This window comes from Alteromonas sp. 5NS40-0096 (assembly GCF_057544385.1).
This window is the reverse complement of sequence record NZ_BAAJLQ010000001.1, coordinates 1023075-1047094: the sequence shown is the minus strand read 5'-3', so window position 1 is coordinate 1047094 and position 24020 is coordinate 1023075. Positions and strand designations below refer to the sequence as shown.

The window sequence follows — 24020 nt, the reverse complement described above, 5'->3', positions numbered from 1 at the left end:
AATAGATTACTGGCTCACCAAAGCCGTTTGATGGCCTTCTACCATGTCTGTGAGCCAGTCTAAAAACGCTTGTATCCGCGCTAGGTGCCGAACATCTCTGTGCGTTGCTACCCAGAAGGTTCGGGTGATTTTGACTTTGTCTTCTAGTACGGCGACCAAGTCATCAGAGTGATTGGCGATAAAACACGGCAAAATACCCACACCAGCCTGATGGTTTAACATCTGGTACTGGGCATTAATACTGGTGCTGCTTAGGCTATGTAATGGCGATAAAAGGCTTTCTTCAATGAATTTGAGTTGCGGAGCATACAGCAAATCAGGCACGTAACTGACAACGGGGTAGGGTTTTAAATCCTCGTAATGTTTAGGAATCGCTTTGCCTGAAAGTAACTGCTGATGCATGTACAGCCTCAAGCTGTAGTCGGTTAAGCGTTTCGTGTACAACAAGCCCTTTGTAGGTTTCTCCAGTAAAATTGCAATGTCGGCTTCTCGTTTGTTGATATTCAAAAAGCCACTAGTGGCGACCAACTCGATGGATATATTTGGGAATTCCCGTTTGAATGCGGGCAATAGGGGAGCGAGAAACCAAGTACCGAAACCTTCAGATACGCTTACACGAATGATCCCCGACAATTCTTTTCGCTCATTAGTGAGGTCGTGTTGGGCTTCCAATACAAAGTGCTCAGCTTTCTCAATGTATTGTACTAAACGCAAACCATGGTCGGTGAGTAAATATCCCTTTTTACTCAGTTCAAATAAAGAACAGTTTAGAGATTCTTCCAGCTTTTTTACACGACGTATGAGAGTGGTTGAGTCCATCTCTAGGCTTTGTGAAGCCTTGCTTACTCTACCATTTCTTGCCAGTGCCAAAAAAACTCGTAAATCATCCCAATTCATACTTAACTCCTGCATTTTTGCAGTACCATGCTGCAACTATATTATCTTGCGAATGGAAAGGCAAAGTTTCAAAATTGTTAAAAACGTGTAAGAGGTGCAACATGAGACAGATTAACCATTTTATCAACGGCGAGACCTACCAAGTAGCAGATGATCGCCAAGCCGATGTGTTTGCTCCTAACACCGGTGAAGTGCAAGCCAACGTAAGTTTGGCAACAGTGGCAACCCTTAATCATGCCGTTGCCGTAGCCAAAGACGCGCAAAAAGAATGGGCGGCGGCGAACCCGCAACGCCGTGCGCGCGTGATGTTCGAATTCAAGCGCCTTGTCGAATTGAACAAAGACCGCTTAGCAGCGCTATTATCGAGCGAACACGGCAAAGTGTTATCAGATGCTCATGGTGATATTCAGCGTGGCCTAGAGGTCATTGAGTTTGCATGTGGTATCCCGCATGCACAAAAGGGTGAGTATACCGAAGGTGCAGGTCCGGGTATTGATGTGTATTCCATGCGTCAACCGCTTGGTGTTGTTGCTGGTATCACACCGTTCAACTTTCCTGCAATGATCCCGATGTGGATGTTTGGTGTTGCTATCGCTTGTGGTAACGCGTTTATTCTCAAGCCGTCAGAACGCGATCCGTCAGTGCCTGTAGAACTCGCCAAATTGATGCTAGAAGCGGGGTTACCAGCGGGTGTTTTGAATGTGGTGCACGGTGATAAAGTGGCAGTTGACGCTATTCTTGATCATCATGATATCAAAGCTGTCAGTTTTGTCGGCTCGTCCGATATTGCGAATTATGTTTATGAGCGTGGGGCAGCCAATGGCAAGCGTGTACAAGCCATGGGCGGTGCCAAAAACCACGGCATCGTGATGCCAGATGCTGATCTCGATCAAGTCGTCAATGATTTGGTTGGTGCAGCCTATGGTTCTGCGGGCGAACGCTGTATGGCGCTACCTGTCGTTGTACCTGTGGGTGACGACACCGCCGACCGTTTGCGTGAAAAATTAATTCCGGCTATTGAAGCAATCAAAGTGAGTCACTCGGAAGACGAGACGGCGCATTATGGCCCGGTAGTAACGTCGGCACACAAAGCCCGCGTTATGAGTTACATCGAAATGTGTATTGGTGAGGGAGCCGAATTAGTATACGACGGTCGCGAATCCCACATTCCAGCTGAGCATGCGAATGGATTTTTTATTGGTCCAACATTGTTTGACCATGTAACGCCTGCGATGCAGTCTTACCAAGAAGAAATTTTTGGCCCAGTATTGCAAATGGTGCGAGCAAAAGACTTCAATGAAGCGGTTAACTTGGCAAGTGACCATCAGTACGGCAACGGCGTGGCTATTTACACTCGTAATGGGCACGCAGCACGTGAGTTCGCACAGCGAGTAAACGTTGGTATGGTGGGAATCAATGTTCCCATTCCGGTGCCAGTGGCTTACCACACCTTTGGCGGTTGGAAACGCTCAGCGTTTGGCGATACCAACCAACACGGTATGGAAGGCGTAAAATTCTGGACTAAGGTGAAAACCGTAACACAGCGTTGGCCTGACGGTTCGGAGTCAAATGACAACGCATTCGTAATTCCAACTATGAGGTAAGCGTTATGCAGTTTGCGCTAACAGAAGAACAACAGTTTATTGTCGAGTCTGCGACAAAATTTACCGCAGATATGATTACGCCGAACGCGGCAAAGTGGGATGAAGAACATATCTTCCCCCGAGAGGTTTTTGAGGCTGCGGCAGAGTTGGGTTTTGGCTCAATTTATGTCAGTGAAGCGTCTGGTGGTATTGGGATGGGTCGTTTGGAAGCGGCACTGATAATGGAAGCGATGGCCTATGGTTGTCCCTCTACTTCCGCTTTCATATCTATCCATAATATGGCCAGTAAAATGATTGACACCTACGCGACAGAAGGTGTGAAAGAGACGTACTTGCCAGATCTAATAACGATGAAAAAGCTGGCAAGCTACTGTCTCACCGAACCGGGTTCCGGTTCTGATGCTGCTGCACTTCGCACAACCGCTAAACTGGAAGGCGATCACTATGTAGTCAATGGCTCCAAAGCCTTTATATCGGGCGGTGGCGAGAGTGAAGTGTACGTCGTCATGGTTCGAACTGGCGAACCCGGCCCGAAAGGCATCAGCTGCCTATTGATTGATAAAGAGTTTGAAGGGGTAAGCTTTGGTGCCAACGAGAAAAAGCTAGGCTGGCACTCGCAGCCAACCGCCCAAGTCAACTTTGACAATGTTCGCGTACCGCTTTCAAATCGCTTAGGACAAGAGGGCGAAGGATTTAAAATTGCAATGCAGGGCCTTGACGGTGGTCGCTTAAATATCGGCGCATGCTCTTTAGGTGGCGCACAGCGTTGTTTAGACGAAGCATTGCAGTACACCAGTGATCGCAAGCAATTTGGCAATCGCATCATTGATTTTCAAAATACGCAATTCACCCTTGCTGATATGGCAACAGAGCTAAGCGCTGCGCGCACGTTGCTCTACACCGCTGCAGAAAAAGTGACGTATAACACGCCAGATAAAACACAATACGCTGCGATGGCGAAACGTTTGGCAACCGATACTGGTTCGAGTGTTGTCGACCGAGCGTTACAGCTGTTTGGTGGTTACGGCTACTTGATGGATTATCCAATTGAGCGCTTCTGGCGAGATTTACGGGTACATTCCATTTTGGAAGGAACGAACCAAGTGATGCGCGTGATCATCGCAAGGGAGATGATGAAAAATGTCTAATGATGTCATTATCGAATCGAATAACGCCGTCGGGGTAATGCGCTTAAACCGACCTAAGGCACTTCACACGCTGAATCTGGGCATGTGCGAAGACATGTTGTCTGCCGCCCAATCTTGGTTAGGGCAAGACGATATCAAGCTCGTCTTACTCAAGCACAGTGAAGGTCGAGGCTTTTGTGCGGGCGGCGATATTCGTTCTATGTATGACAGCGTAGACGAAGGAGGCAAGTACTCTCAAGCATTCTTCTACACGGAGTATCAGCTCAATCATTTATTGTACACCTACGCTAAGCCAACCCTAGTGTTAATGGATGGTATTACTATGGGTGGTGGTGTTGGTATCGCTATGCCATGCCGCTATCGCGTAGCAACTGAGCACACGCGTTTCGCTATGCCTGAAACGGGGATTGGTCTGTTTCCAGATGTGGGCGGTGCTTGGTACCTTCCTCGTTTGTCTCACAACATGGGGACGTACATGGCACTGACTGGCGAGCCTGTTCGCGGCATCAATTGCTTGAAGTTGGGGTTAGCGACCCATTATGTCTCGAGTGAAAAGTTACCCGAATTGGAATTGGCTCTCATGGCAAACCCAGAGCAAGTCGAAACCATTTTATCTGAGTTTTGCGAAACGGCAGGTGACACCGAATTTGACGAAGTTATGGCATTCAGTGAAAGCGAACTGAACGGTTATGACGTGAATGAGATCTCGTCTCGTTTGGCTGCCAATGACTCGCCATTGGCACAAAAGACATTGGCGACCATTCAATCAAAAAGTCCACTGTCTACGGTTGCTAGTATGAAGGCCCTCGAGTTAGGGGCAACCGCAACTACTTTTGCACAAGAAATGACTCGGGAATACACCTTAGCCTGTAACTTGACTGCCCATCCTGACTTTAAAGAAGGGGTAAGAGCCCTATTGGTGGACAAAGACAACCAGCCGAAATGGGCACACACCGATATTGCTTCTGTTTCAGATGAAGACGTTTCGGTGTTATTTGAAAACAATAGTGATTTGAAAACTTGGGTTCCAGCCTGAGTATTGAAAAGGGGAAGACGATGACAACAGTAGCTTTCATCGGGCTCGGAAACATGGGCTCAGGCATGGCAGACAATTTGGTCAAAGCCAATTTTGATGTGTTGGCTTTTGATTTGAGTGATGTCGCCATGCAGATGGCAAAAGACAACGGGTGTCGCTTGGCAACCTCTGCTTCAGATGCCGTATCACAAGCCGAGGTTGTGGTTACAATGTTGCCGGCAGGCAAGCATGTTGACATGGTATACCACAATGATGTGTTGCCCCATGCTAAGTCTGGTACGGTATTGGTCGATTGCTCTACCATCGACGTCGCTACATCAAAGAAAGTGGCTAACTCTGCTTTAGAGCAAGGGTTTGAAATGGTCGACGCCCCGGTATCAGGCGGCACTAAAGCGGCAGCAGAAGGCACCTTGACTTTTATGGTTGGCGGCTCTACAGCCGGATTTGAAAAAGCCCAAGGCGTGTTACAGGCAATGGGACGAAAAATCGTCCACGCAGGAGAGCATGGTGCGGGCCAAGCCGCAAAGATCTGCAACAATATGCTCCTCGGCGCTACCATGGTGGCAACATGTGAGACCTTCCAACTGGCGCAAAAGTTGGGGTTAGACCCTCAAGTGTTTTTTGATATTTCGTCCAACGCGTCGGGTCAGAATTGGTCGATGACCAGTTATTGTCCGGTGAAAGGGGTCGGTCCACAAAGTCCTGCAGATAGTGATTACACTGGCGGGTTCGCATCACCCTTGATGCTAAAAGATCTGACGTTGGCCATGATGAGTGCTAAGGACGTTGATGCTGATGTACCTATGGGCGAAAAAGCCCAAGAACTGTATGAAAAATGGTGTGAGGGCGAGGGTAGCACTATGGATTTCTCATCTATCATCAAAATGCTGTAGTACCAAACTAACTGGGTAGGCAAGGCCTACTTGGTGCAATGAGTTCCCTTCGCAAGTAAAAAGCCACCAGTAGTATCGGTGGCTTTTTGATATGTAACGGCACTAAGTAATTAGTCACCAAATTCGCGAATAATGTTGTTTAACGTATCTTTCGCGTCCCCGTAGATCATTCGGGTATTTTCCTTGAAGAATAACGGGTTATCGACACCTGCAAACCCCGCAGACGCAGAGCGTTTCATAACAAAAACGTTTTTAGCTCGGTGGGCTTCAATAATTGGCATGCCGTAAATTGGGCTGTCTTTTACTTCTTTTGCGGCCGGATTCACCACGTCATTGGCGCCAATGATAATAGCGACATCAAAACTGTCCATGCGTGGATTGATGGCATCCATTTCATATAGCTGCTCGTACGGAATATCGGCTTCAGCCAGTAACACATTCATGTGGCCTGGCATTCGTCCGGCTACGGGATGAATGGCGTAGGCTACCGTCGCATCATTGTCCTCCAATAGCGCTTGTAGTTCTTTTACTGCGTGTTGTGCTTGCGCGACAGCCATACCATAGCCTGGAATGACAACAACGCTTTTTGCCGCCTCTAGAACATAGAAGGCATCATCAGCACTCATTGAGCGAATTTCACCCTCGATTTTTGCCATTTTTGTGCTGGGCTTAGCGAAACCAGATAACAAGATATTCATGAGGGAACGATTCATGGCCTTACACATTATTTGTGTCAGGATCAAACCGCTGGCACCGACTAAAAGGCCCGCGACAATCAGGATGTTATTGTTGATCGCCAGCCCCGCTAGCGTTGCTGCAACACCTGAATAGCTGTTCAACAATGAGATAACGACGGGCATATCTGCGCCACCAATAGGTAGAGTCGCTAAGATTCCAAATGCGAGTGCTAACCCAATGGCGATATAGAAATACGGCATATGGCCTGGGCTGGCAACTGCAAAGCCGGCCAACACCAAAACGGCTAAAATCAAAATGCCGTATAACCAGCGCTGCAATGGGAAGACAATGGCTCTTGTTGGCATGTGTTCGCCCAACTTCGCCCACGCAATAATACTTCCCGTAAAGGTGATACCGCCGATAATGATAGCTAGGTATGCCAAAATACTGATAATTGCAGTAATTTCGTTGTTGGTTTGAGTCAGTGAGGACACGCCAAGCAGTAAACTCGCCAAACCACCAAATCCATTAAACACAGAAACGAGTTCAGGCATTGCTGTCATTTCAACGCGTTTGGCCAGCCAGATGCCAGGAATGGTACCTAATACAATACCTGCCGCAATCCATTCATAGGATAAAATTTGCTGGTCAATTAACGTCACAAGCACACCAATTAACATTCCCACAGCAGACACCAAATTGCCTTTTCGAGCGGTGGAAGGGTGGCTCAGTAGTTTGAGTCCGAAAATGAAGCATGTTGCTGCAACGACATAGGAGACGTTAACCATCAATCCGGTTGTCATAATATTCTCCTTAGTCTTTCGTCTTTGATTTGAACATGGCGAGCATTCGGTCTGTCACCAAATAGCCGCCCACAACGTTCATCGTGGCAAACACAATAGAAACCGTGCCGAGTATTGTGGTCAGTATATTTTGATCACTACCCGAAGCCGCGAGCGCACCAATTAAGGTGACACCCGAGATAGCATTTGCACCTGACATCAAAGGGGTATGAAGGGTCGCTGGCACCTTCTTTATTAGTTCAAAACCGAGAAAGCCTGCCAATATTAGGATGAAAATAAGATTAATCGTATCCACGATTACGCCTCCTCTGGGTTGTAGTGTTTGTTGAGCATGTCATTGATGATTTGTTTTTCGTGGCAAATAACGCAGCCTTGCAAAATGTCATCAGTTAAATCCAATACGAAATTGGCAGCTTCCTTGTCCCAATAGTCGTCAATGAGATTAAATAGGTTGTTTGCATAGAGGTTTGTCGCATCTTTGGGCACCTGATTCGGCCAGTTCCCCGTTCCGACGACTTTGACGCCGTGAACAAGAGCAGTTTTGCCCGCTTGTACGCCCTCAACATTACCGCCGTCTTCTGCAGCCATGTCAACAATGACGCTACCGGGTTTCATACCTTGAATATCGGCATCACTAACAATCAATGGTGGCTTTCGGCCAAACAGTTTCGCTGTCGTGATAACAATATCTGAATCGGCAATGGCTTTGCGCTGCCCTTCCTTTTGTTTGTTTTGTTGTTCTTCACTTAGGGCATTGGCATAACCTTGGTTGGTTTGCCCCGTATCACCTAAGTCAATGTTTAGGAATTTCGCGCCAAGAGATTTTACTTGCTCCTCTACGACAGGGCGCGTATCGAAGGCCGTCACCTGCGCGCCAAGTCGTTTTGCAGTGGCTATAGCTTGAAGCCCCGCGACACCCGCTCCGATGATAAATACTTTTGCCGGGTTTACCGTGCCCGCTGGGGTCATCATCATAGGTAAAATCGAGTCTAGTTCGGACGCTGCATTCATGACCATGACGTAACCCGCCAAGTTACTTTGAGAACTCAATGCGTCCATTTTTTGTGAACGTGTAGTTCGAGGGATCATCTCAACACTGATTGCCGTTGCTTCTTTTTCTACTAATTTTTCAATTAGTGGTTGTTGGAAAAAGGGGTCTAAATGACCTATTACAATTGCTCCGGCTTTTAGATGGTTGACATCCTCGTCTGTGGGGTAGGTGACATACAATAATATATCGGCTTGCGAGACCAAAGATACGCGGTCATCGACGATCGAAGCACCAGCATCTGAAAACGATTCATCGGAAAACCCTGCGAGATTTCCGGCCCCTTTTTCTACTAATACACTAGCACCAGCACTCACGTATTTCTCAACGGTAGTCGGTGTGGCGCCACAACGCCTCTCCACGTCAGTTGCGTTTGGGGGTACAGAGTCCAGTCCGCATTCTTTTAAAACGACTATGTTCATAGGTTTTTCCCATTTTCTAGTTGTGCGCGGTACAGCACAGGCAAATGCTTTGCACCACTTCTGTATAAACAGCATCTTTGCTGCTTGTAACACTGTCGTTTTTATTATTGTTGTTGAGCAAAACGCCCTAATGTCACATTAGATGTCTGACCAGTATAGGAATACACCAATATTGATAGATGACGCCAATACTTTTAGACATGCTCATCATTTTCAAAAATGATGTGACATATGCAATCAGTGTATTTACGGACATCAATAAGGGGAAATAGATAAATATTATATAAAATAATCATTATTCTGCATGTTAATGCAGTGTAACTGATTATTTATGTGTTAATGATGGTGCTAACTGTGCAATGACAAAAAATGAAAATATTGTGGTGTATGCCATATTTGGCTTTTATAAAACTTGGTTATATAAGCCCATTTGAACGACTTGTGCGATAACCCTGTATTGCCCAGCGTCGCACTCACGATTAACATGGACGTTAAACTGACTTTTTGCAAGGATTCTCCTGTGTTAAAAAACGCCTTAATAGGTCTATTTTCTTCGTTGTGTTTTATCGGTGCCTCCGAGGCTCAAACCGTTCGTGTGGCAACGTTCAATGTCAGCATGGAAGCGACAAACTATGTCAAAACCAATCCCTCACTCGATACGTTAAAGTCGGTGCTGAGCAATGGTGACAACCAGCAGGTCAAAAACATTGCTGAAATTATCCAGATTGTAAAACCCGACATTGTTCTGTTGAACGAATTTGACTATATCCCTGACCCAAATTTGGGCATCAATGCCTTTGTTAAGCATTATTTAAATGTCAGTCAAAATGGGAATCCGGCAATTGATTACCCTTATTTCTATATTGCTCCAGTCAACACAGGCGTTAGTTCGGGAGTGGATTTAGACAATGATGGCAATGCATCAGGGAAAGGTGCTGATGCCTATGGATTCGGCCTTTATCCCGGGCAATATGGAATGGCAGTGTTGTCTCGCTATCCGATTGATATCCAAAATGTACGCTCATTTCAGCAATTTAAGTGGAAAGACATGCCTAAACCATCGATACCACGCTATGCCGATGGTAAACCTTGGTATTCAAAGGCCGCATGGGACGTGTTTCGCTTAAGCTCAAAATCGCATTGGGATATTCCTGTTATGGTAGATGGCGAAGCAATTCATATTCTTGCAATGCATCCTACGCCGCCAGTTTTCGATGGCGAAGAGGACCGAAACGGCAAGCGAAATCAAGATGAAATCCGTATGTTCGCCGATTACATCGACGGCAATGGTGACGCGTATTTATATGATGACAATGGCAAAACCGGTAACTTACCTGCGAACTCTCGATTCGTGTTAGTGGGCGATTTTAATGCTGCGGATATTGGGCCAAGATACCGTCCCAATGCCATTGAGCTATTAACTAACAGTCCATTGGTCAACAATACCTTGATCCCCTTGAGCCCGGGCGGTGCGCAAAATGACGAAGCTGAATACAGTAATCGCTATACAGCATATTGGGGGGCAAGAGCTGACTACGTACTACCTAGTAAAGTGGGGTTAAAGCCTATTGATGGCGGCGTTTTTTGGCCGGCTAAGGAAGAGGCATTACATCGTTTAGTGGCGACCAGAGCGGATAGCTCTGATCACAGATTGGTGTGGTTGGATTTGGCAATAACGCCACTTGAGCCTTAGTGATACCTCTCGCTCAGCTATCAGGCTGAGCGAGTTGGTTTAGGCGCAGAAATAAGCGGTTACCCAACTGGCTGTTGAGCTCGTCGAAGAAAGCTTCTTTTTCAATGTTGAGTTCGTAAAAAATCACTTTTCGACCCGCTTCGAACTCTGACAAGCGAGCGGTAAAATCTTCTACCTGACTTTGCTTGTTTTCTTCATCTATGTCAGATTGCTTGATCAGTTCTATCGCTTTTGTCTGTAATTTAACGGCTTCATCAAAATTACCAGCTGTGGCATGGGCCGCAGCAAGAGTATCGATAAATGCAATAGTTTCAGCGTACTGAGGATCGTTGACCACGTCGGAAGCCAATTCCACTGCATAGGTTGGCTCAGTCAATGGGTTTTCATCTAAAGTCGCTAAGAACCAAGCCACGTTATTTGTACCTGTGGGGTAGTCGTTTTCTGCGCTATCTTGAAGGACTTTAAGTGCCCTTTGATAAGGTTGGCTACGATTGCTAAAGCCATTGATATAGAAAGAAGCCATTTCAAACTCATTTACCAATGACATGCCCGATTTGTAAGCGGTTTCCAATAGATAGACTGGGCTAGCCGTGGCTTTTTGTTCATGGTCTTTTCTGAAGTACATGACAGCTTGAAAAGCCTGGGCCGGAGCAAACCCATTGTTTGCGAGTGCTTTAATTCCTTTCTCTCCTCGGCTCACGTCTTCCTCATCTGTGCCCAAGCGATATAGAATAATTTGGCTTAGCAACTCGGCATGCATATCGTACCAACTGGCCAGTTTGAGATAATCAAACGTCTTTTGCCAATCCTTGCTTTCCGAGTCTCTGGAGAAGTGCCAAGCTAGAGCGTATTGCGCTTTAAGCCAGCCTTCTTCAGCGAGGCTCTCACAGCTTTCAACGGCATCTACAGCGTCTGGATTGTCCAATGATAAACAGGGAGTTAGTACCTCATTCCACGCGGTCTTATCCACCACCACTTCTTCTTGCTGGTCAGTTTTATTCTCTCTATTGTCGAGCAGATAACTAAAACCCAGGGTCAGAAGCACCATCAATCCAAAGCCCAGAGTAATATTGGCTAATAACCCTCTGTACTTTTTCCATCCAGTAAACTCTTCATTTTCAATATTCGATTCGGCATGGCCAAATGCCCTTAGCATGACTAGGCTTACGTCCTCACGCTCGTAATACTTAATCAAAGTGAGCTCGTTGGCCTTCCAATCTAAATGTTGTGCAAATTTTGCAGTAATGCCTTTTGGAATGAAGGCATTAGTCTCTGCGACGGATTGGTCGCGATAATGTGCAATGAAACTATCGAAGATGGGAAAAAACACTTGTTCTTTAAATGAGAAGCTCGCGCTTTCCAATTCGTGAAGTAAAGCAGACCAGGTGCTGAGATCTTTGCGTTTGAGTGGCGTTTCAATGGTGTCAGTAAAACGTTCAATAAACTGGCGTATCGCGAGTATTTGCGGATCGATAGGCGTTGCCTCAACTGCAGCCTCTTGAGAGGGCGAAGAGGGGAGGGCTTCTTCGACATCAACGGGTAACGCAACTTCATCGGCAATCTGTTCAGTTGATTCTTCTATCGGCTTGTCTACTGGCTCGCCAATTGGCTCGTCAACCGATTCGTCAATTGGCTCGTAATCCATACCCTCGTGATCATAATCAGCGTAGTCTAATGCCCAACGATAGGCTTCATTCAACGCTTGGAAACCTTGTGGATCATCCTCAGGGTGGTGAGACTTCAACGCCACGCTATAAGCGCGTTTTATTGCTCGTTTATCTGTAGTTGGGTCAATGCCCAGTAATGTCCAATATTGATTAGTCAATTAATTACTCTCATACTCTTTGATCACAGCAATAGTTTCCTTTTTGACTTGGTCGATGACGGCAAGGTCTTGGGTGTTCATTGCTTGTTCAAAATTCTTTAGAACGGCGGCTAGAAAATGGCGATGATCACCGAGAAACTCTTCGTACAGTCTTTCGAGTTTGGCGACAATCTGTCGGTTTTCCTCATTTTCTCGAGGGTGAATCTTTAGCGCGGCTAACTTTGCCATGCTGTCAGAGATTTCCTCATCCGTCAGACGGGAATTACCGCTGTTAATTATGGCTTTTTCCGTATGACCATTTTCGCCAACCTTCACGATGACCTCGAGAATACCATTGATATCATAGGTAAATCTAACATCAACAAACTGTTCGCCAGCTTTGGCCTTAGGAACAGGTACGGCGATTTCTCCAAGTTCTACGTTATTTTTCGTTAAACGGCTCTCTCCTTGGTAAACCGTGCAGACAACTTGCGTTTGGTTGTCTTTCAAAGTGTGAAGACGTTCTTCTCGACTAATGGGCACAGTCATATTGCGTTCAATTATTGGCAGAAAGTGTCCACCTTCATGTTGATTTCTGCCAGTCTCTACTGCTATGTCGACACCCAAGGTGTAGGGACACACATCGGTTAACACAATGTCATCAATGGCTTGATCGCGGTTTTTCAGAGCAACTTGCACGCCCGTACCGAGTGCCACGACTTGATCGGGGTCGATATGACTCATTGGCATGAGCCGGAACAATCGAGTCACCTCTGAGCGAATCCACGGCATTCGTGTTGCTCCCCCGACTAAGAATACGTTGTCGAGTTGTTCACTAGAAATACCCGAATCTCGCATCGCACGTTCAATCGGCCCAACGAAGCGTTTAATCAATGGTGCAATTTGCGCTTGAAACTCTGTTCTGCTGAGGGACCATTGAAACGATTTACCGAGTAAATCAATTGAAAATTCGGCTTCGTGTTGGCTGGAGAGTTGGTGCTTTAACTTATCGATATGTTTGGCGAGTTTGCCAAGTTCTGGACTGGATAACTTCTTCAATTTAATGCCAGTGTCGGCGATAAATTTGTCTCGGATTGCCAGCGAAAAGTCCTCTCCGCCAAGATAATTATCGCCCGCTGAGGCCCTCACTTCGACGACATTTTCGAAAATGTCTAAGATAGATATGTCGAGTGTTCCACCACCCATATCGACTACCATGAACATTTGCTCGTCAGATTTGTCCAGCACGCCATACGCGAGTGCTGCTGCAGTGGGTTCGTTGATCAAACGGCTCACTTTCAAGCCGGCCAATTGGCCGGCTTGTTTGGTTGCATTGCGTTGACTGTCACTGAAATAAGCCGGCACGCTAATAATTGCTTCGGTAACACTGTGCCCAAGGAATGCTTCTGCATCTGCTTTTAATTGCTTGAGCAAAAGTGCAGAAAGCTCAATGGCTGAGAATACTTTTTTACCCAGTTTATACTGATAGTTGCTGCCCATCGCCCGTTTAAAGCATGCCGCCGTTTGCTTGGGGTGTGATATCAAGCGATCCTTGGCAATTTGGCCAAACAACAATTCTTTTTGGTTTTCATCGTAGCTGACAACAGACGGTGTAATGACCTGACCCAGTGCATTAGGGATAAGCTCAGATCGTTCGCCGTTAAAATGGCAAACTAAACTATTTGTGGTGCCCAGATCGATTCCGATTACTGACATGGAAAAGTCCTTTTTCATATAGGTAGTGACGAACAACATCGTCGATATGCTGCGATACACCATGGTGTGACTGGCTCGCAAATTGATATACCTATCATATAAAGTCCAGCGTGACAGATAAAGCAGTTTAGGCCAGTGCAGGCTTACTTTGACACAACAAATGAACGTTGAACACTAAAATAGAGGCGAACTAACACCAACTGTTGGGGTCCAAAGAAGACGTTGTGAGCGTGTTAATAAAATGTAGTTCGTCGAAAATTCGAGTTGTTAGACCATAGACTAATCGTATTTTAATTAGATATTTATTATACTCTCAACATAATATACACGGATGTAACTTTTTTTTAACATTGGACGCGTTGGCCTAGCAAATGCTCGTTGTACATGATGTGAGCACCTGTTTTGTGAGTAGTAGCCTATGTTATCTGATAATAAAATACATGTGCGTGAGTTTTCAAAATCCGATTTGGGGCTTGCCCAAGTGGTTTCTGGTGTCAGTCCTAAAGTACTAAGGCGCGTTTTCATCGGTTGGTTGGCATTCGCCTTCGTTGTGTCGTTTATTGTGCTTGGCGCGCCGCAGTTATCTGATGCTTTCGTCGGCATGACATTTGCCGTTCTCGCTTTATTCACGTTTGCTATTTTTGGTCAAAGCCGAATCTCTGAGGGGTGGCCAACCATCATCATGGTTGAGGGCTGTGTCGGCGTAGTGCAAGACCCCCATCAACGTCAATTCATTATGATTCCATGTGAGCTTATTGTGGACACCACTGCTACGAAAACGCGCGAGCAGAGGAAGGTGGTTGAAATTCACGTAGATCAGAGCCGTATTAGTGAAGAAGAAAAGCAAATCATGCAGTCGGCGTTATGGCCACACGCAGACCGTGTTGTCGGCATGGTTCAGTATCGCACCCGCGCTTCTGTGGTAAAAGCGATTAAATCTATCTGTATGCCATCACAATCAATGGCGACGGCTTAGACCGTCAACATACAAGTCAACTCTTTATTCAATCACGCGGCTCACAGAGCCGCGTTTTACGATTTTATAAGCGAGCTTTGCCCGTTTGGTTCGTGGCTCACTCACCATAAATTCTAAAGCATGTACCGCCATTTCCTGTAACGGTTGGTAGACAGTGGTCAAGTTGGGCCACACTATCTGTGCGGTATTAATGTCGTCAAACCCCACGACGGATAAATCATTTGGAACCGTCAAACCTTGCCGATGTGCTTCTGCGATAACAGCAGCTGCCATATCATCATTACTTGCAAATATTGCGGTGGGGCGCGGCTTTGCACTTAACAGGCGCTCTGCTGCCATCAACGCCGATCGATAGCTAAAATCCCCTTCTTGGATGAGTTGGGCATGGTGGTCAATATTGGCTCGTTTTAGGGCTCGCTGGTATCCAGTGCTGCGCTGGTGTGACACTTTTTGCTTCAAGTCACCAGTTATCAAGCCTATGTGCTTATGCCCCATGGAAAGTAGGTGCTTGGTAAGTTCTTCGCTGGCTTTTTCATCATCAATGTGGAGTGAAAGAAACGGGTACGCTTGATCGAAATCTAGGTCGCAACCGATTAAGGCCGTTGGAAGCTTATATGCTTTTGCCACATCTATCACATCAGAAATCTCATGCATAGGTGGCAGGATAATGAGCCCCTGTACGCGAGCACACAACTTTTCCATTTGTGGCGCAAGCGGTTGATTGTGATCCAACTCCTCTATTACCAAGTGCAAACCCAATGAAGAGATTCGCGTCACACACCCGTAAATAAACTGCGATACATAAGCCGAACTCGATTGGAAGCAAACTACACCGATCAGCCCACTGTTACCTGAGGACAACCTTTGGGCTGCAATATTAGGCTGATAGCCAAGCGATTTCATTGCTCGCTCGACATTTTTTTTAGTTTTGGGCTTTACGCTCTCATGATGATTAATGACGCGAGATACTGTCATCATGGACACGCCGGCTTTTTTCGCAACATCCGCGATAGTGACTTTAGATTTCACGATACGACTCACTGATGAAAACATTCACATTAGCACACATCGTGAAGTATGAACTACCAACAAAAAAGCGACTGCTGGCGATGATTGCCGAAACACAGTGGAATTAATGAGACTGGCGATTGTCCCAATAGCATTGAGCAAGGAATGAACGCTAATGACGACTAGGAAACGCGACTTTGTTTTATATGGCGCAGTGTTATTCAGTATTACGATTGTATTACATGAACTCGGCCATGTGGTGGGTGGAAAAATTTGTGAAGCAGGTCAAATCTACATAACGATTTGGCCTGGTGTACAACTGTTTCCTTGGCAAGGGCATGGGGCCAATGTTATCGCCTGGGCGAGTGATGATCTTGCTGCGGTCACATTTTTGCACGCTAGGCAGGCGCTATTTGTGACTTTCCAAATGACGAACAATCCTTTCGATTTAGTGCCACGTGTTTATATCATTGATTCTAATCCCATTAATCCTGAAGCATTGAGCCCAATTGTGACACTGTTGGGTAGCGGCACTACCTATTTAGTGTCGGTATTGTGCTTATTCATACTGTATTTTAAGAAACCGAGTGGTTTGGGCTTCAAAGTCCTGATGTTCGGGGCGTTACTTTATTGGGACCTACTTTTATACTGCGTCATGCCCACTGTGTTTGGCTTACCCCACCTCATTCTGGTAGGAGGGGATACCCCAGAGCCTCTGATAAGCTTGGTACAAATCGGGATAGCGAAACCCATCGCTATAACCATGGTACTGTTATCCGGTGTATTGCAAACCCAAGTACTAATGAGCACAATCAAACCACACAAAGTCAAAGTGTAATGATGGACATCAGTTTGCTACCCCCGGCGATTTTATTGATTTCCCACTAATTGTCGCAAAAAGTCATCATGGTTGGGGATTTGCTCAACCTGCCTTTGAATATTCGATTCAATACTGCTGAGGTAACTGGTTAATTGCGGTAGCGTCATTTCGTCCACCACGCTGTGGTATTGTTTAGGGATTAGGCCTTGGCCAATCATGACTTGTAACCACGAATCAACAAACAACTCTTCGCTGCGTTGGATGAAACGGCCATTTTGTTCAAACAAAGCCAATCGATCTTTCAGTGTATCGGGAATGTCCATGTCTTTACAAAACTGCCAATAGGGTGAATCTTGGCGTGTGGTTTGTTTGTAGTGCAGGATGATGAAATCGCGAATCTGTTCATAATCAATCTTGCCGGACAAGTTGTATTCGTCGATATCAAACTGATTGATACTGTTCGAAGGGAATAGTTTTATCAGTCGCAAGATCCCCTGTTGAATAAGGTGTATTGCAGTGGACTCTAACGGTTCGATAAAGCCACCCGCTAACCCAATACCAATGACGTTTTTATTCCACAGTTGCTGGCGATAGCCAGTTTTGAAACGAATGGGACGAGGCTCAGTTATCCTTTCGCCTTCAACGCTGTTGACCAAAATTGAAGCAGCCTCATCGTCAGACATATGGGCGCTAGAATAGACAATGCCGTTACCCATTCTATTCTGCAAAGGAATTCGCCATTGCCAGCCCGCATGGTGGGCGATTGAGCGCGTATAAGGCGCGGTAGGTCGGGACTTTTCAGTTTGAAGCGCAATCGCGCTGTCATTTATCAGCCATTGAGCATAGTCAATAAACGGCGTATTTAGCGTTTCGCCCAACAGTAAACTGCGAAAGCCAGAGCAATCAATAAAAATATCTCCGTGCACAGCGTTCCCTGCGTCTAATGACACAGATTGAATAAAACCGGAAGTTTGGTCTTGAGTAACGCGGTTTACTTTGCCCTCAAGCCTTTTAACGCCCTGTTGTTCGGATTTTTGTCGCAATAGCGCTGCATATTTGCCAGCATCTAGGTGAAAGGCATAGTTGAGTTTTTGCGGCCCAATAGCAAATTTGTTTGCCAGAGCGGCTTTCGCTTCTATGTTGTAATCGCTGAACTGAGCACTGATGTTGTACTGTTTGCCCTTTGTCCAAAAGTCGTGAAAACCCGCCGCCCAAAAACTCTTTCCCGTTGTGCCAAAGGCATGAAAATACTGACTCTCTGTGGTTCGCCAGTTTTCAAAAAGAATCCCGAGTTTGAAACTACCCGATGTGCATCGAATAAACTCTGTTGGTGAAATACCGAGTAAACCGTTGAAGAATTGAAGGGTAGGGATGGTGGCTTCACCGACGCCAATGGTTCCTATGCTATCGGATTCGATTAATGTTATGTCCAGTGACGGCATTGACTTAGATAGTGCCGCCGCAGTCATCCAGCCAGCCGTGCCACCACCGACAATGACGACCTTATTAATTTTGGGCATAGCAGGTGCTCAGGGTTTGTTTCATTTTGATTAGTTTAGCAATGTTTGACAATGAAGAAATGGCGAAGTACGCACCGTGTAAATAACCCAGTTTTGCCATCTGTGAAAGCTGCTCAGGCGATAATTGGGTGAGCTTTTCTTCGTCGATGGTGTAAAACCCAGTCAGTTTAATGTTTTCTTCTTTACTTTGTTCAAATTCGATATTGAGCGGCACAAGTAAGCCGTGCTCGTGCAAATATTGCGTAAAAGCTTGGGTGATTGATTGTTCTTCCTGTAACCGATTCAAACACTCGGCGATGTTTAGCGTGTAATCGCTGGCCCCACCATGAGAAAGGAAAAGAGGCTCGCCCTCGTGAGACGATATCCTGGGGTCAGATTCATCAATACTCATGACAAAGTGCTCTTGGCCATCTGAAGTAAGTTGCCTGCCAATACTGAATGGCCCTTTTTTCATCAAAGCAGGCAAGTAGGCGTCATGCCATTGACCGCTGGATAAGAATAGATTTTCGTGCTTTTGAAACCCAAATAGTGCCATAGGGTGGAATTGTTGGCTTGCTGCTTCGGCATAAAACACTAGCGGGTAGTCTTGCTGTGCATTTCGCATCTCGCTGAGTGTTATCGACACGCACATTTGATTATCACCAAATTCTGCGCGTTTTTGGGTAATAACATGGAAATTAGCATGTTCGATGTTATTGAGAATTTTAATGTGTTGCATATTCATGGCCCTGATTCGTTAACATATTGAATCGGGAGTGGCGAAGCGCCACTCCCAAACAGGCAATTAGAAGTTGTAGCGAACGCCTAGCGCGTATCTAGCGCTTTGCTCGCCAGCGAAGATGACCATGCTATTACCTCTGGCATGGACTCTTCTGTCCTCTTCCGTCACGTTAATCCCCTCCAAGCTGACAATCAGGTTTTCTGTAACCTCGTAGTTAATACTGATATCTAGCTGTGAATAAGCCTCGGTATAGGCAGGCTCTTGTTGTCCATTGCCCCCTACAGTGCCGCTTAAGAACTCGTCGCGCCAGTTATAGGCAAGTCTAATTTGCAGGCCGTCCTTATCGTAAAATGCCACGAGGTTGGCGGAATCGCTTAGACCTAACAAAGCGAATTGGTCTTCACCGATAGTGCTGTTGTCATAACCGACATCGCCGTCAACCGTTGTATAGTTGGCGTTAAAGCCAAAGCCTGACTCTCCGAAAAGATGCTGCACAGCAAATTCGAAGCCGTCGATGGTGGCGTCTTCACTGTTTACAGGCACGGTTACAGTATGAACGAGAGGGTCGTAAACGCTCGTGTCCCCCAGAAGCTCACCATTTGCAGATAACCAACCTTGCGCAACATAGTAATCTCTGATTTCTTGCGCAGCGTTGCCGTCATTGACGACAGTAGCTTGCGCTTCAGCCAAGCGTGCCCCAGATGCGGGGTTAACCAATTGAGGATAGATGACCCGTTGCTCGACACTTGTACCGATAAAGTTTTCAACATCTTTGGTGTAATAACCAATCGATGCATAACTGCCTTCAGCGTAATAATACTCGAGTGACAAATCGATATTCTTCGACTCGAAGGGGTCGAGGCTTGGGTCACCCGCGGACGCGACACTCGCGTCAAATGTACGTGCTTGGCTACTTCCCGGTACCGCGCCGGCTTGTAAATCATCGTATTCAGGACGAGCTAATGTATGGCTGTAAGAGGCTCTAGCTACGATGTCGTCAGTTAAATCCACTTGGAAGTCAATGTTCGGTAAGAAACTGCTGTAATCACCGGTGCCATTAGCAAATACACCACCATCTTGGGTAAGTATCAGCTCATTTGGGGTGCGCCATTCTTGATCGACATAGTTGGGAATCAAAGAATTAGACGTTACGTCGGTAGACTCATGCCGCACGCCGACTTTCATCTTCGCTGGCATTTCACCGATATCGAACACTAAATTAGCTTGCACGTAAAAGGCTGTTTGCTCCTCTTCTAAGCGCAAATCGTTAGAAAATTCTGGGTTAGTACACAGCGTGCCTGTCGGGCAATTACCAAAAACGTTGCCTGGTAGGCTAGGATTATTGGCGTACAATGATGCTATATCACTGGTAAATTGGTTGAAGTCGACCCATACCATTTGTCCATTGATACCAATGTTATCTGGACCTGGGATATCGACAAGGTCAGCAATGGTAAAGGCACTGTCTGCAAAGTTGCCATCACCGTCACCAGCAGGAGCGTTCCAACCACCACCGGTAGTATGCCCAGTATAACCGAGTCCACCCCAGTCGCCGCCTTGATTGAGACTAAAGGCGGTACGGTTTTCCATCGTTAGACGGGAGGCACCAAAGTCTATGCTCGAGACTAGACCCGAGTCGAAGGTATAGCGACCATTTAACTGAAACTGGTCAATATCCGTCTTCATGTAACCATTTCTGAAACTATTTCCCGACGCGATAATAGCACTGGGATCTAAATCCTCATTGATATTGCCTACCATAACAGGGATATTCTGGGTGAAATCAACTACGGTTGACACGCGGCGGAAAGTGCCGGCGGTAACAATGTTGTTGCTGCCTCTGTGATCTTGAGGTTGAGCTTCAGCACTGGAACTGTGTGCATCAAATGTAATTTCTAGATTCTCTGTGGCTTGCCACTCGACGTTAAATCCAAAGGATTTGTTTTCGTTAGTGGTTCCCCAAGAACCAACACCATAGCCGTAGTCACAGCAGTCGGTGTTATTGAGTACAGCAGGGGACACCACGCCCGCAGCGTCAATTTCGGTAAATTGAGTACCCGCGTAGTTACCGCCACCAAACCAGGCTGAAAGCTCTTGGCGGTTTACATCTTGCTCAAACTCTGAATAGGTGTAGTCGAGGGTTGCTGTTAACGCTTTCGTCGGCGCGAATTGCAATGTGACTTGCGCATTTGTTCTCGTACGGCTGAAATCCTCAAAGACGTACATGAAGTTCTGTGGGGCCGCAAGAATAGCATTTTGGCTACCAACGTCTATCAATGGCGCACCTGCATTGTCCAAGACTTGACCGGTAACTTGGGAGGTATTCCAGCCGGAAGTGACTTGGCCAGATGCGGCGAAGTTATCTCGTGTCGAGCGGCTAGCTACAACGGAGATACCAACGGTATCGTCGGCGAAGGTTTTACTAAAAATACCAGAAATTTCTGGTGTTACACTGTCTCCAGTGCGCACATCATCGTTAATCGCCTTCACGCCAACACTCGCAACAGTGCCTGGATTATTGAGTGGCTTGTGGGTGGTGATATTGATCGTTGCGCCAATGCCGCCCGTTGTCACGTCGGCTCGACCTGTTTTATAAACTTCCACGCCAGTTACTGATTCTGATGCGAGATTAGCAAAGTTGAACGATCGATCCGTGTTGATTGCCGTTGCTGTCAGGTTAGCAGCGGGCATTTGCCTATTGTTTAGCGTAATTAAGTTGAATTGAGGACCCCAACCACGAACGGTGACTCTAGACCCTTCGTTGTTTTGGCGGTCAATTGAGACACCAGTAATACGTTGAAGTGATTCAGCAAGGTTGGTATCTGGGAATTTACCGATATCTTCTGCTGATATGGCATCTACGACACCGTCTGAGCTGCGTTTGATGTCCATTGCTTGAACGAGGCTGCGGCGAATGCCTGATACCTCAATCACTTCATATTCGCTGTCTTGAGCCGAGCTGTCAGTTTCCTGTGCGATAGCGCTAAAACTGATGCCGCTATAAACAGTGGCAATCGTTGCTGCAAGTAATGATGGCCTAAATGGCGTGTGCTTTTTCATTCTACCTTCTCCGGCTATCGTCTGACCAAGAGAGGTTCAGCGATAGTATTAGTTGTATGTGTCCCGTGAGTGTTCTTGTTAACGATTTGTTTCATGTGTATTTGCACATAGCTTATTGTGAAATAAATGTTAACGCTAACAAATTAGCAGATGGGAAATTGCACCTCAACATCATGTCTTTATGATTTTTTATTGCTTGGTTTACGTTTTATGGTTGTCACTTATTTGTTGGTTTTTATTGAGTGAAAGCATAAAAAATTAATTTAATCATGTGCTTATGTGTTTTGTTAGTGCTTGTGGTTAATGTCTGTGATTCATTTGGTGAATGTGACGCTTTATGTAATTTATGGTTAAACGTTAATCAATAAACGTAAATAAAAGTGCAAAAATTCATAAGTGTTTGAGCTTGATGTCAAAGGTAACCTGAGTGGCTCTTCTTAGAGAGCGAGAATACGATGTCGACATTAAACCTACTTAAATCTTTTACTACAGTCGTCGCTGATACTGGCGATTTTGAAGCGATTGCAAAGACGGCTCCAACCGATGCCACAACGAATCCCTCACTGGTATTGAAAGTGGCTCAACTTCCTCACTATGGAACACTGATCGACGAGGCAATAAACAAGGTAAACCGTGATCAGGTATTGATTGAAGACCAAGCGACAATGGCCGCATATTATTTATCAGTACTGGTTGGTGTGCAGTTGACGCAGTTAGTACCGGGGAGGGTGTCGACAGAAATCGATGCGAGGCTATCCTTTGATAAGGAAAAAATGATTGCAGAGGCAAAACGTATCATTGATTGGTACGACACGTTAGGTGTCAAAAAAGAGAGAGTATTGATTAAACTTGCTGCGACCTGGGAGGGTATTCAAGCGGCCAAGGTGTTGGAGCGTGAAGGTATACAGTGCAACCTCACTTTGATATTTAATTTAGCGCAGGCCAGAGCATGTGGTGAAGCTGGGGTTTTTCTTATTTCTCCTTTTGTCGGTCGGATATACGATTGGTATAAAAATCGAGGGTTGGCACCAGAGGCCGGCGCCGATGATTTTGGCGTGGCATCAGTGAAGCAGGTATTTTCCTATTTGAAGCAACATGGGTTTGACACCATAGTGATGGGAGCCAGTTTCCGCAGTATGGAACAAGTCATTGCATTGGCAGGCTGTGACAAACTAACGATTTCTCCAGATATACTGGATGAGATGGCTGAGGCGACCGTTGCCGTCGAACGTCACTTAGTGGCTCCTGAATCTGTGATGCCTAGAGAAAAACCGATGACTGAAGCTGAGTTCAGGTGGGCCTTGAATCTCGATCCTATGGCCAATGAGAAGTTGGCAGAAGGTATTGTTAAGTTTGCCAAAGACCAAGAAACGTTAGAGGCGCTAATACAAAAACGTATCCTTGGGAAATGATGGGGAGAAAAGTAATGGCAAGTATGCACATTGAAAAACTAGCCGAAGCATTTTGGAACCAGGGTTTTTTGGTTATTGAAGACTTTTTTGATGATGATCTTATGTCTCTTTGTCAATCAACCATCATGACCCATTTTGGACAAACCCCGAGCTTTACTCATGACGATGATTTTATTCGCAAATCTCAGGTAGAGGTCGTGCCTTGGTTTCCCCAGCGTGAAGGGGAGGCGCTGTTTGATGAAGTAGAAAACAATCACCAGTTAAAAGCGTTAACGCAAGCTATCTTAGGCGCAGGGTGGGGAAGCCAATACTGCATGGTGATGTTTTCTAAAAAAGGCACAAAAGGTCAAGCATGGCATCAAGACTGCCCGCCAGAAAATCACAATTGGTTTAACTTGAATCGCCTCGTGTATACCATGGATGTAAATGATGAGTTGGGTGGGCAAGTTTATATAAGACCGGGCACACATCGAGGTGGGGCACTAACTCCAGGGCCATTGTTTGAAGACTTTGATGATCAATTGGTATTGCGGCCTAAGCGCGGTACTTTAGTGTTATTGCATGGCCATTGTTGGCACCGAATAGGAGCGATAAAGGGAGACTATCGCGTATCGACTAACTTTAGAGCCGCGCCGCTAGGTGTGGCTGATGACATTACGGATATTTGTGTGTATCGCAACATGCGATATCAATTTTCTACCTCCACTGTGTTGGAAGAGTATTAGCGCGGTATGCGCAACTAAACATGATTGGCACGCCTA

Annotated in this window: 19 protein-coding genes; 9 read left to right on the top strand and 10 right to left on the bottom strand. The window is 46.1% G+C overall.

Annotation, left to right across the window (positions count from 1 at the left end):
* Nucleotides 1-6: 6 nt before the first annotated feature.
* On the bottom strand, nt 7-897 hold the full coding sequence (locus AC27G9_RS04770) for a LysR family transcriptional regulator (RefSeq protein ID WP_487071555.1): 891 nt from the start codon (nt 895-897) through the stop codon (nt 7-9).
* A gap of 101 nt (nt 898-998) precedes the next feature.
* On the opposite strand from AC27G9_RS04770, the gene AC27G9_RS04765 reads away from it, so the two are divergent.
* From AC27G9_RS04765 to mmsB, 4 genes are read left to right on the top strand one after another with little or no spacing between them, the layout of a single operon-like run.
* Nucleotides 999-2501 (top strand): CoA-acylating methylmalonate-semialdehyde dehydrogenase, encoded by a 1503-nt coding sequence (locus tag AC27G9_RS04765; RefSeq protein WP_487071553.1) that lies wholly within the window; start codon nt 999-1001, stop codon nt 2499-2501.
* 5 nt (nt 2502-2506) lie between these two features.
* A complete protein-coding gene (locus tag AC27G9_RS04760) occupies nt 2507-3649 on the top strand; it encodes an acyl-CoA dehydrogenase family protein (RefSeq protein ID WP_487071551.1) in 1143 nt (380 codons plus the stop codon).
* Nucleotides 3642-4685, top strand: coding sequence for an enoyl-CoA hydratase/isomerase family protein (locus AC27G9_RS04755; RefSeq protein WP_487071549.1), 1044 nt, complete (start codon nt 3642-3644; stop codon nt 4683-4685). Before AC27G9_RS04760 ends, AC27G9_RS04755 begins: the two co-directional genes overlap by 8 nt.
* Before the next feature lie 20 nt (nt 4686-4705).
* The gene (mmsB, locus tag AC27G9_RS04750; RefSeq protein ID WP_487071547.1) at nt 4706-5578 is read left to right on the top strand and encodes a 3-hydroxyisobutyrate dehydrogenase; all 873 of its coding nucleotides are present in this window, start codon (nt 4706-4708) and stop codon (nt 5576-5578) included.
* A 110-nt stretch (nt 5579-5688) separates the two neighbouring features.
* Here the strand turns inward: mmsB and AC27G9_RS04745 are convergent, their stop codons facing one another.
* Genes AC27G9_RS04745 through AC27G9_RS04735 form a run of 3 tightly spaced genes read right to left on the bottom strand, consistent with a single transcriptional unit; the run spans nt 5689 to nt 8529 of the window.
* Nucleotides 5689-7059 (bottom strand): NAD(P)(+) transhydrogenase (Re/Si-specific) subunit beta, encoded by a 1371-nt coding sequence (locus AC27G9_RS04745; protein ID WP_487071545.1) that lies wholly within the window; start codon nt 7057-7059, stop codon nt 5689-5691.
* A gap of 10 nt (nt 7060-7069) precedes the next feature.
* Nucleotides 7070-7354, bottom strand: a complete 285-nt coding sequence (locus AC27G9_RS04740; RefSeq protein WP_487071543.1) for an NAD(P) transhydrogenase subunit alpha part 2 — start codon at nt 7352-7354, stop codon at nt 7070-7072.
* Nucleotides 7355-7356: 2 nt separating this feature from the next.
* Nucleotides 7357-8529 (bottom strand): NAD(P) transhydrogenase subunit alpha, encoded by a 1173-nt coding sequence (locus AC27G9_RS04735; protein ID WP_487071541.1) that lies wholly within the window; start codon nt 8527-8529, stop codon nt 7357-7359.
* Between the two features lie 520 nt (nt 8530-9049).
* Between AC27G9_RS04735 and AC27G9_RS04730 the strand changes: the two genes are divergently transcribed.
* Entirely contained in the window at nt 9050-10222 is a 1173-nt protein-coding gene (locus AC27G9_RS04730; protein WP_487071539.1) for an endonuclease/exonuclease/phosphatase family protein, read from the top strand.
* Nucleotides 10223-10235: 13 nt separating this feature from the next.
* Here AC27G9_RS04730 and AC27G9_RS04725 read toward each other — a convergent pair whose 3' ends face one another.
* Nucleotides 10236-12047 (bottom strand): hypothetical protein, encoded by a 1812-nt coding sequence (locus AC27G9_RS04725; protein WP_487071537.1) that lies wholly within the window; start codon nt 12045-12047, stop codon nt 10236-10238.
* Nucleotides 12048-13742: an Hsp70 family protein gene (locus tag AC27G9_RS04720; RefSeq protein ID WP_487071535.1), complete on the bottom strand. Its 1695-nt coding sequence runs from the start codon at nt 13740-13742 to the stop codon at nt 12048-12050.
* A 418-nt stretch (nt 13743-14160) separates the two neighbouring features.
* Here AC27G9_RS04720 and AC27G9_RS04715 point away from each other — a divergent pair, with 418 nt between their 5' ends.
* Nucleotides 14161-14718, top strand: coding sequence for a hypothetical protein (locus AC27G9_RS04715; protein WP_487071533.1), 558 nt, complete (start codon nt 14161-14163; stop codon nt 14716-14718).
* Between the two features lie 24 nt (nt 14719-14742).
* Here the strand turns inward: AC27G9_RS04715 and AC27G9_RS04710 are convergent, their stop codons facing one another.
* Nucleotides 14743-15747 (bottom strand): LacI family DNA-binding transcriptional regulator, encoded by a 1005-nt coding sequence (locus tag AC27G9_RS04710; protein WP_487071531.1) that lies wholly within the window; start codon nt 15745-15747, stop codon nt 14743-14745.
* Nucleotides 15748-15901: 154 nt separating this feature from the next.
* Here AC27G9_RS04710 and AC27G9_RS04705 point away from each other — a divergent pair, with 154 nt between their 5' ends.
* Nucleotides 15902-16564, top strand: coding sequence for a hypothetical protein (locus AC27G9_RS04705; RefSeq protein ID WP_487071529.1), 663 nt, complete (start codon nt 15902-15904; stop codon nt 16562-16564).
* A gap of 32 nt (nt 16565-16596) precedes the next feature.
* On the opposite strand, the gene AC27G9_RS04700 is transcribed toward AC27G9_RS04705, so the two are convergent.
* The 3 genes from AC27G9_RS04700 to AC27G9_RS04690 all read right to left on the bottom strand — a co-directional run bounded on the left by AC27G9_RS04700 (nt 16597) and on the right by AC27G9_RS04690 (nt 21847).
* The gene (locus tag AC27G9_RS04700) at nt 16597-18066 is read right to left on the bottom strand and encodes a tryptophan halogenase family protein (RefSeq protein ID WP_487071527.1); all 1470 of its coding nucleotides are present in this window, start codon (nt 18064-18066) and stop codon (nt 16597-16599) included.
* Nucleotides 18053-18784, bottom strand: a complete 732-nt coding sequence (locus AC27G9_RS04695; protein ID WP_487071525.1) for a SapC family protein — start codon at nt 18782-18784, stop codon at nt 18053-18055. The genes AC27G9_RS04700 and AC27G9_RS04695 overlap by 14 nt, the downstream gene beginning before the upstream one ends.
* Before the next feature lie 66 nt (nt 18785-18850).
* Nucleotides 18851-21847: a TonB-dependent receptor gene (locus AC27G9_RS04690; RefSeq protein WP_487071523.1), complete on the bottom strand. Its 2997-nt coding sequence runs from the start codon at nt 21845-21847 to the stop codon at nt 18851-18853.
* Nucleotides 21848-22302: 455 nt separating this feature from the next.
* Here AC27G9_RS04690 and tal point away from each other — a divergent pair, with 455 nt between their 5' ends.
* Nucleotides 22303-23259, top strand: a complete 957-nt coding sequence (gene tal / locus AC27G9_RS04685; protein WP_487071521.1) for a transaldolase — start codon at nt 22303-22305, stop codon at nt 23257-23259.
* A 14-nt stretch (nt 23260-23273) separates the two neighbouring features.
* On the top strand, nt 23274-23984 hold the full coding sequence (locus AC27G9_RS04680) for a phytanoyl-CoA dioxygenase family protein (RefSeq protein WP_487071519.1): 711 nt from the start codon (nt 23274-23276) through the stop codon (nt 23982-23984).
* The last annotated feature ends 36 nt before the right edge of the window (nt 23985-24020 follow it).

Excerpts from the sequence above, each read along its gene's own strand:
- AC27G9_RS04735 (WP_487071541.1), bottom strand. The coding sequence starts at position 8,529 with ATGAACATAGTCGTTTTAAAAGAATGCGGACTGGACTCTGTACCCCCA.
- AC27G9_RS04720 (WP_487071535.1), bottom strand. The coding sequence starts at position 13,742 with ATGTCAGTAATCGGAATCGATCTGGGCACCACAAATAGTTTAGTTTGC.
- AC27G9_RS04715 (WP_487071533.1), top strand. The coding sequence starts at position 14,161 with ATGTTATCTGATAATAAAATACATGTGCGTGAGTTTTCAAAATCCGAT.
- AC27G9_RS04745 (WP_487071545.1), bottom strand. The coding sequence starts at position 7,059 with ATGACAACCGGATTGATGGTTAACGTCTCCTATGTCGTTGCAGCAACA.
- AC27G9_RS04700 (WP_487071527.1), bottom strand. The coding sequence starts at position 18,066 with ATGCCCAAAATTAATAAGGTCGTCATTGTCGGTGGTGGCACGGCTGGC.
- AC27G9_RS04755 (WP_487071549.1), top strand. The coding sequence starts at position 3,642 with ATGTCTAATGATGTCATTATCGAATCGAATAACGCCGTCGGGGTAATG.
- AC27G9_RS04765 (WP_487071553.1), top strand. The coding sequence starts at position 999 with ATGAGACAGATTAACCATTTTATCAACGGCGAGACCTACCAAGTAGCA.
- AC27G9_RS04770 (WP_487071555.1), bottom strand. The coding sequence starts at position 897 with ATGAATTGGGATGATTTACGAGTTTTTTTGGCACTGGCAAGAAATGGT.
- AC27G9_RS04695 (WP_487071525.1), bottom strand. The coding sequence starts at position 18,784 with ATGCAACACATTAAAATTCTCAATAACATCGAACATGCTAATTTCCAT.
- AC27G9_RS04680 (WP_487071519.1), top strand. The coding sequence starts at position 23,274 with ATGGCAAGTATGCACATTGAAAAACTAGCCGAAGCATTTTGGAACCAG.
- mmsB (WP_487071547.1), top strand. The coding sequence starts at position 4,706 with ATGACAACAGTAGCTTTCATCGGGCTCGGAAACATGGGCTCAGGCATG.
- tal (WP_487071521.1), top strand. The coding sequence starts at position 22,303 with ATGTCGACATTAAACCTACTTAAATCTTTTACTACAGTCGTCGCTGAT.
- AC27G9_RS04760 (WP_487071551.1), top strand. The coding sequence starts at position 2,507 with ATGCAGTTTGCGCTAACAGAAGAACAACAGTTTATTGTCGAGTCTGCG.
- AC27G9_RS04690 (WP_487071523.1), bottom strand. The coding sequence starts at position 21,847 with ATGAAAAAGCACACGCCATTTAGGCCATCATTACTTGCAGCAACGATT.
- AC27G9_RS04705 (WP_487071529.1), top strand. The coding sequence starts at position 15,902 with ATGACGACTAGGAAACGCGACTTTGTTTTATATGGCGCAGTGTTATTC.